A 4,998-nucleotide genomic window follows, 5' to 3' on the forward strand; every position below is an offset into this window, starting at 1 on the left:
CCGGCGCGCGTTGCTGTACTTGCGGTACTTTCGTATCTCATCACTGTGCACGGCGGCGCGATGCGCGAGCGGCCGATTTGTCCAACGCTCACGCCGTGTACTTTGCGTGGTTTGACTGATCACGATCGTGGTCTTCTGCAGGTAGCCGCGGCGGGCGTTGTCGTACCGGTGTGGATGTGCTGGACGCGCGCTTCACAAGATTTACGCCGACTTCGAGGCGGAGCTGATCCAGATGGACGGCGACGACAACCACATTCACCTGTGGGTGGAGTACTACCCAAAATTGCAGTCTTCGAGCACGCTCCCCTTTGCAGCGGAGGCCACAGCCGTCACTGTCGAGAGAACGGAGACCCGAAAGAAATCCCCGCTCCCACGCCTGCGCCGAGTTGCACTCGATCGGCCCTCTCGACATCAGCGCGAGCAATCACCGTCTCTGTCCGCTCGCTGACATGCCGCAAGCGACGGAAACGGCCGCAAGCGCTGGGGCTCTCAAAAACGTGGCTATTCAGCCCCGATCTTCAACGTTCCAAGAAAATAAGAGCATGCTCTCGAAGCAAGCCCCCATTGATTCCGGATTCGGCCGTCAGAGCATTGCGATCGAGACCCTTGGCGGCGCCGGTCTGGGAGGACGGTCGCTATCGTTACAAGTGGCGGGTAGGGGATCGGGCTCAAAACGACCGCAAGCAGAGCAACAGAGCGCCGGGCTATCGAAACTATAACTGCCAGCTATTGGATAGTTTTTGCGATTTATTCAAAACATACACAGCGCTGAACCACCTTAGGGCTGTCGCTTGCGCGACATGCGGCGATGCTGGGGGCGGTGGCGCAACACGCAGCGGAAAGAAAACAGATCCCGAGAGGACACTTCATGGCAAACGCGCCGAAAACCAAGTCAAGTGTGCTGTCCACGGGTGGCGGGCAGGCTCTGCTTGATCCGTCCGATACGGCGATCCTGTTGCTCGACCATCAGTCGGGCTTGTTTCAAACGGTCAAGGATATTGCAATCGCAGATCTTCGGCGGAACGTCGAGATGATCTCAAAATTGGCAACCCTTCTGAAGATTCCAGTCATAACGTCTGCATCCGAGCCGAACGGACCGAATGGTCCGCTCATGCCGGAAATCCATCGAGACGCACCGCACGCGGTTTTCGTGCGGCGCAAGGGCGAAGTGAACGCCTGGGACAACGAGGACTTTGTCGAAACGGTGCGCGCCACCGGAAAAACCACGTTGGTCATCGCCGGTGTGTGGACCAGTGTCTGCGTTATGTTCCCGGCGCTGGATGCCGTGGCGGCCGGGTTCAATGTCTATGCGGTCACCGACGCTTCCGGCGATCCCAGTGAGCTGACCTCACGAACGACGCTGGCACGTTTCGTCCAGGGCGGTGTCATCCCGACATCGACGAATGCACTTCTGTCCGAGCTCCATCGCACCTGGGCACGGCCTGAAGCCCAGGAACTTGCAAAGCTTTATGGGCTCGCCGCGCCTAACTATGCAGCCGTGGCAGAGAGTTATCAGAAGGCTCAGGAAGTCGCTGCTCAACCAAAATAGTTGATGACCCTGGTGGTGGCATACGTGTGGCGATGAGACGTCTTCGGTCGGAGAGCCGTTCTCCGCTTAAAGCTCGTCTAATGGCGCCGCCGACTGGAGACACGCCATGAAGATGTATTTGATCTCGCTTGGTGCCGGCCTTCTCGTCGGCATCATCTACAGCCTGCTGAACGTCCGCTCTCCTGCGCCTCCGCTCGTCGCCCTCATCGGCCTGCTCGGCATGCTTGTCGGAGAACAGGCCATCCCGGTCGGCAGGCAACTGCTCTCGGGCACAGCCTTTATGGCCGCCTGCGATAAGTCCAACGCCATCAGCCATATCTTCGGGCAACTGCCCGGGCGTCAGGCCGCCAAAAAGGTAGAGGTCACGGAAGAGTCGAATTCATGACCGCAGCACCGGATACGATCCTTCATCACGGACTCTTCACTACGCTCGACAGGAGCAATCCCATCGCAAGTGCCGTCGCTATCGAGGCCGGCAAGTTTCTCGCCGTCGGCCACGACCGCGAGATCATGGCGTTGGCGGATCCGACGACGAGGATCGTCGACCTGAAGGGGCGGCGCGTTCTTCCCGGCCTGATCGATAATCATACCCACGTCGTCCGCGGCGGGCTGAACTTCAACATTGAACTGCGATGGGATGGCGTCCGGTCGCTGGCCGACGCCATGGATATGCTGAAGCGCCAGGTCGCGATCACGCCGCCGCCGCAATGGGTGCGGGTTGTCGGCGGCTTCACCGAACATCAGTTCGTCGAAAAGCGCCTGCCGACCATTGAGGAGATCAATGCGATTGCGCCGGACACGCCGGTCTTCCTCTTGCATCTCTACGACCGCGCTCTGCTGAATGGCGCGGCGCTTCGTGCCGTCGGCTACACGAAGGAAACACCGAACCCGCCGGGCGGCGAGATCACCCACGATGCCAACGGTAACCCGACCGGCCTGCTGCTTGCCAAGCCGAACGCCGGCATTCTTTATGCGACACTCGCCAAGGGGCCGAAGCTGCCTCCCGATTATCAGGTCAATTCCACTCGCCATTTTATGCGCGAACTGAACCGGCTTGGTGTCACAGGCGTCATTGACGCCGGTGGTGGCTTTCAAAATTATCCCGACGACTACGCCGTCATCCAGAAGCTCGCCGATGAAGGCCAGATGACGGTGCGGCTTGCCTATAACCTCTTCACCCAAAAGCCAAAGGAGGAAAAGCAGGATTTCCTCAACTGGACGGCTTCGGTCAAGTACAAGCAGGGCAGCGATTATTTCCGACACAATGGTGCCGGCGAGATGCTGGTCTTTTCCGCCGCCGACTTTGAAGACTTCCGCCAGCCACGCCCGGACATGCCGCCCGAGATGGAAGGCGAGTTGGAAGACGTGGTGCGCGTCCTTGCGGAAAATCGCTGGCCCTGGCGGCTGCACGCCACTTATGACGAGACGATTTCTCGCGCCCTGGATGTCTTCGAGAAGGTCAACCAGGACGTTCCGCTAGAGGGGCTCAACTGGTTCTTCGACCACGCCGAGACCATCTCGGATCAATCGATCGACCGCATTGCCGCGCTGGGCGGCGGCATCGCCGTGCAGCACCGTATGGCCTTTCAGGGCGAATATTTCGTCGAACGCTACGGCAATGGCGCAGCTGAAGCCACGCCGCCTATCGCCCGCATGCTTGAGAAAGGGGGCAAGGTCTCTGCCGGGACGGACGCCACCCGCGTTGCCTCTTATAACCCCTGGGTCTCGCTTGCCTGGATGATAACCGGCAGGACCGTCGGCGGCATGCATATCTATCCGCGCCGCAACTGCCTTGACCGCGAAACCGCACTCCGAATGTGGACGGAGAACGTCACCTGGTTCTCCAATGAAGAGGGCAAGAAGGGTCGCATCGAGAAGGGCCAATTCGCCGATCTCATCGTGCCGGACAAGGACTTCTTCAGCTGTGGCGAAGATGAACTCTCCTTTCTGACATCAGACCTCACCATGGTCGGCGGCAAGGTCGTCTACGGTGCGAACGACTTTGCGAACCTCGACGAAAACTCCGTCCCGCCAGCTATGCCCGACTGGTCGCCGGTCAGGACCTTTAAGGGCTATGCCGCATGGGGGGAGCCAGAAAGGGCGGGAAAGAACTCGCTTCGGCGCACCGCCATCTCATCCTGCGGATGCGCAAATGCCTGCGCCGTCCATGGTCACGACCATGCCAGCGCCTGGGGTTCGAAGGTGGCCGTCTCCGATCTCAAGAGCTTTTGGGGCGCGCTCGGCTGCGCCTGCTGGGCAGTCTAAGGGGCGTTGGATGAACTGGCTTGATGAGCGCCTGGCATCTCTTGCCCGAACCCCATTCGGGGCGGGCTGGATGCGCGTCCTCGCCTATCTCGGGCTCTGCGCCGCCTATATCCAGGGTGGTCTGAACAAGCTGACGGACTTCCCCGGCGCGATCGGGGAAATGACCCATTTCGGACTGTCGCCGGCGCCACTCTTCGCCGTACTGGTGATCCTGCTGGAACTGCTTGGCTCGGTGATGGTGCTGACCGGCTTCTTCCGTTGGCTTGGTGCGCTCGCACTCGGTGCTTTCACGCTGCTCGCAACCTTCGTGGCCTTGCGCTTTTGGGAATTGCCGGCTGGTCAGGAGCGGTTCATGGCGGCCAATTCCTTCTTCGAGCATCTCGGCCTGGTCGGTGGCTTTTTGCTCGTTGCGTGGCTTGATTTGAGGAAGCAATGACGTGAAGCTGAGCCTACCGACTGTTCTGAGCTTCACCGGCGGCTATGTCGATACAGCCGGCTTTCTCGCTCTTAACGGCCTCTTCACCGCTCATGTTACGGGCAACTTCGTGATGATCGGTGCAGCCGTTGCCCAAGGCAGCTTAGGCATTATCGCCAAGCTTCTGGCGCTGCCTGTCTTCTGCATTGCCATCATGTTCGTACGCTACGTCATGCTGGTGATACCGGCCACGCCCCGATGCACGTTGCTCTGGATGCTCATTCTCAAATTCCTGTTCCTGGCTGCAGGGGCGATCGCGGCAATTCACTTCGGCTCTTTTTCCGATCCTGACGGTTGGCCGCTGATCCTTACCGGGATGCTGCTCGTCATTGCCATGGCGGTCCAGAATGCTGCCCATCGCATCCATCTGACCTCGGCACCGCCGTCGACGCTAATGACGGGAACGACGACGCAGATCATGATCGAGGTTGCGAACCTACTGCACGGCACGCCGACGGAGTCTGGAGACTCCATTCGGCCACGTTTGGTCCGGCTTGTCGTTGCCGTGTGCGCCTTCGCGCTTGGCTGCGGCTTCGCGGCACTCTTCTATATCCAGTTTGGAATGTGGTGCTTTGTTGTGCCGCCGCTGCTCGCGGTGCTGGCCCTCAGCACCCTAGTCTTAGAGAAAGAATACGCCTGAAGTTGGTGATCCAGGCTAGCTAACGCGGCAGGAACAGGAGAATAAGACATGTCGAACACAAAAACAGCT

At 59.7% G+C, this 4,998-nt stretch carries 6 protein-coding genes; all 6 read left to right on the forward strand.

Annotated features, from left to right (window positions below; translation table 11 throughout):
* The first annotated feature begins 157 nt into the window (after nucleotides 1-157).
* The 6 genes from G6N73_RS38945 (at nucleotide 158) to G6N73_RS34625 (ending at nucleotide 4,929) form a co-directional block, all read left to right on the forward strand.
* On the forward strand, nucleotides 158-448 hold the full coding sequence (locus G6N73_RS38945; RefSeq protein ID WP_165034379.1) for a transposase: 291 nt from the start codon (nucleotides 158-160) through the stop codon (nucleotides 446-448).
* Nucleotides 449-868: 420 nt separating this feature from the next.
* A complete protein-coding gene (locus G6N73_RS34605; RefSeq protein ID WP_165034380.1) occupies nucleotides 869-1,549 on the forward strand; it encodes an isochorismatase family protein in 681 nt (226 codons plus the stop codon).
* A 106-nt stretch (nucleotides 1,550-1,655) separates the two neighbouring features.
* Nucleotides 1,656-1,934 (forward strand): XapX domain-containing protein, encoded by a 279-nt coding sequence (locus G6N73_RS34610; RefSeq protein ID WP_165034381.1) that lies wholly within the window; start codon nucleotides 1,656-1,658, stop codon nucleotides 1,932-1,934.
* Nucleotides 1,931-3,814: an amidohydrolase gene (locus G6N73_RS34615; protein ID WP_165034382.1), complete on the forward strand. Its 1,884-nt coding sequence runs from the start codon at nucleotides 1,931-1,933 to the stop codon at nucleotides 3,812-3,814. Before G6N73_RS34610 ends, G6N73_RS34615 begins: the two co-directional genes overlap by 4 nt.
* Nucleotides 3,815-3,824: 10 nt before the next feature.
* Complete coding sequence (locus G6N73_RS34620; protein WP_165034383.1) at nucleotides 3,825-4,250, forward strand: DoxX family protein; 426 nt, start codon at nucleotides 3,825-3,827, stop codon at nucleotides 4,248-4,250.
* 1 nt (nucleotide 4,251) lies between these two features.
* On the forward strand, nucleotides 4,252-4,929 hold the full coding sequence (locus G6N73_RS34625; RefSeq protein WP_165034384.1) for a DUF1275 family protein: 678 nt from the start codon (nucleotides 4,252-4,254) through the stop codon (nucleotides 4,927-4,929).
* Nucleotides 4,930-4,998: the final 69 nt, after the last annotated feature.

The sequence above is a fragment of the Allomesorhizobium camelthorni genome, assembly GCF_011045125.1.
GTDB lineage: Bacteria > Pseudomonadota > Alphaproteobacteria > Rhizobiales > Rhizobiaceae > Allomesorhizobium > Allomesorhizobium camelthorni.

Coding starts and splice junctions, on each gene's coding strand:
- G6N73_RS34605 (WP_165034380.1), top strand. CDS start 869: ATGGCAAACGCGCCGAAAACCAAGTCAAGTGTGCTGTCCACGGGTGGC.
- G6N73_RS34610 (WP_165034381.1), top strand. CDS start 1,656: ATGAAGATGTATTTGATCTCGCTTGGTGCCGGCCTTCTCGTCGGCATC.
- G6N73_RS34615 (WP_165034382.1), top strand. CDS start 1,931: ATGACCGCAGCACCGGATACGATCCTTCATCACGGACTCTTCACTACG.
- G6N73_RS34620 (WP_165034383.1), top strand. CDS start 3,825: ATGAACTGGCTTGATGAGCGCCTGGCATCTCTTGCCCGAACCCCATTC.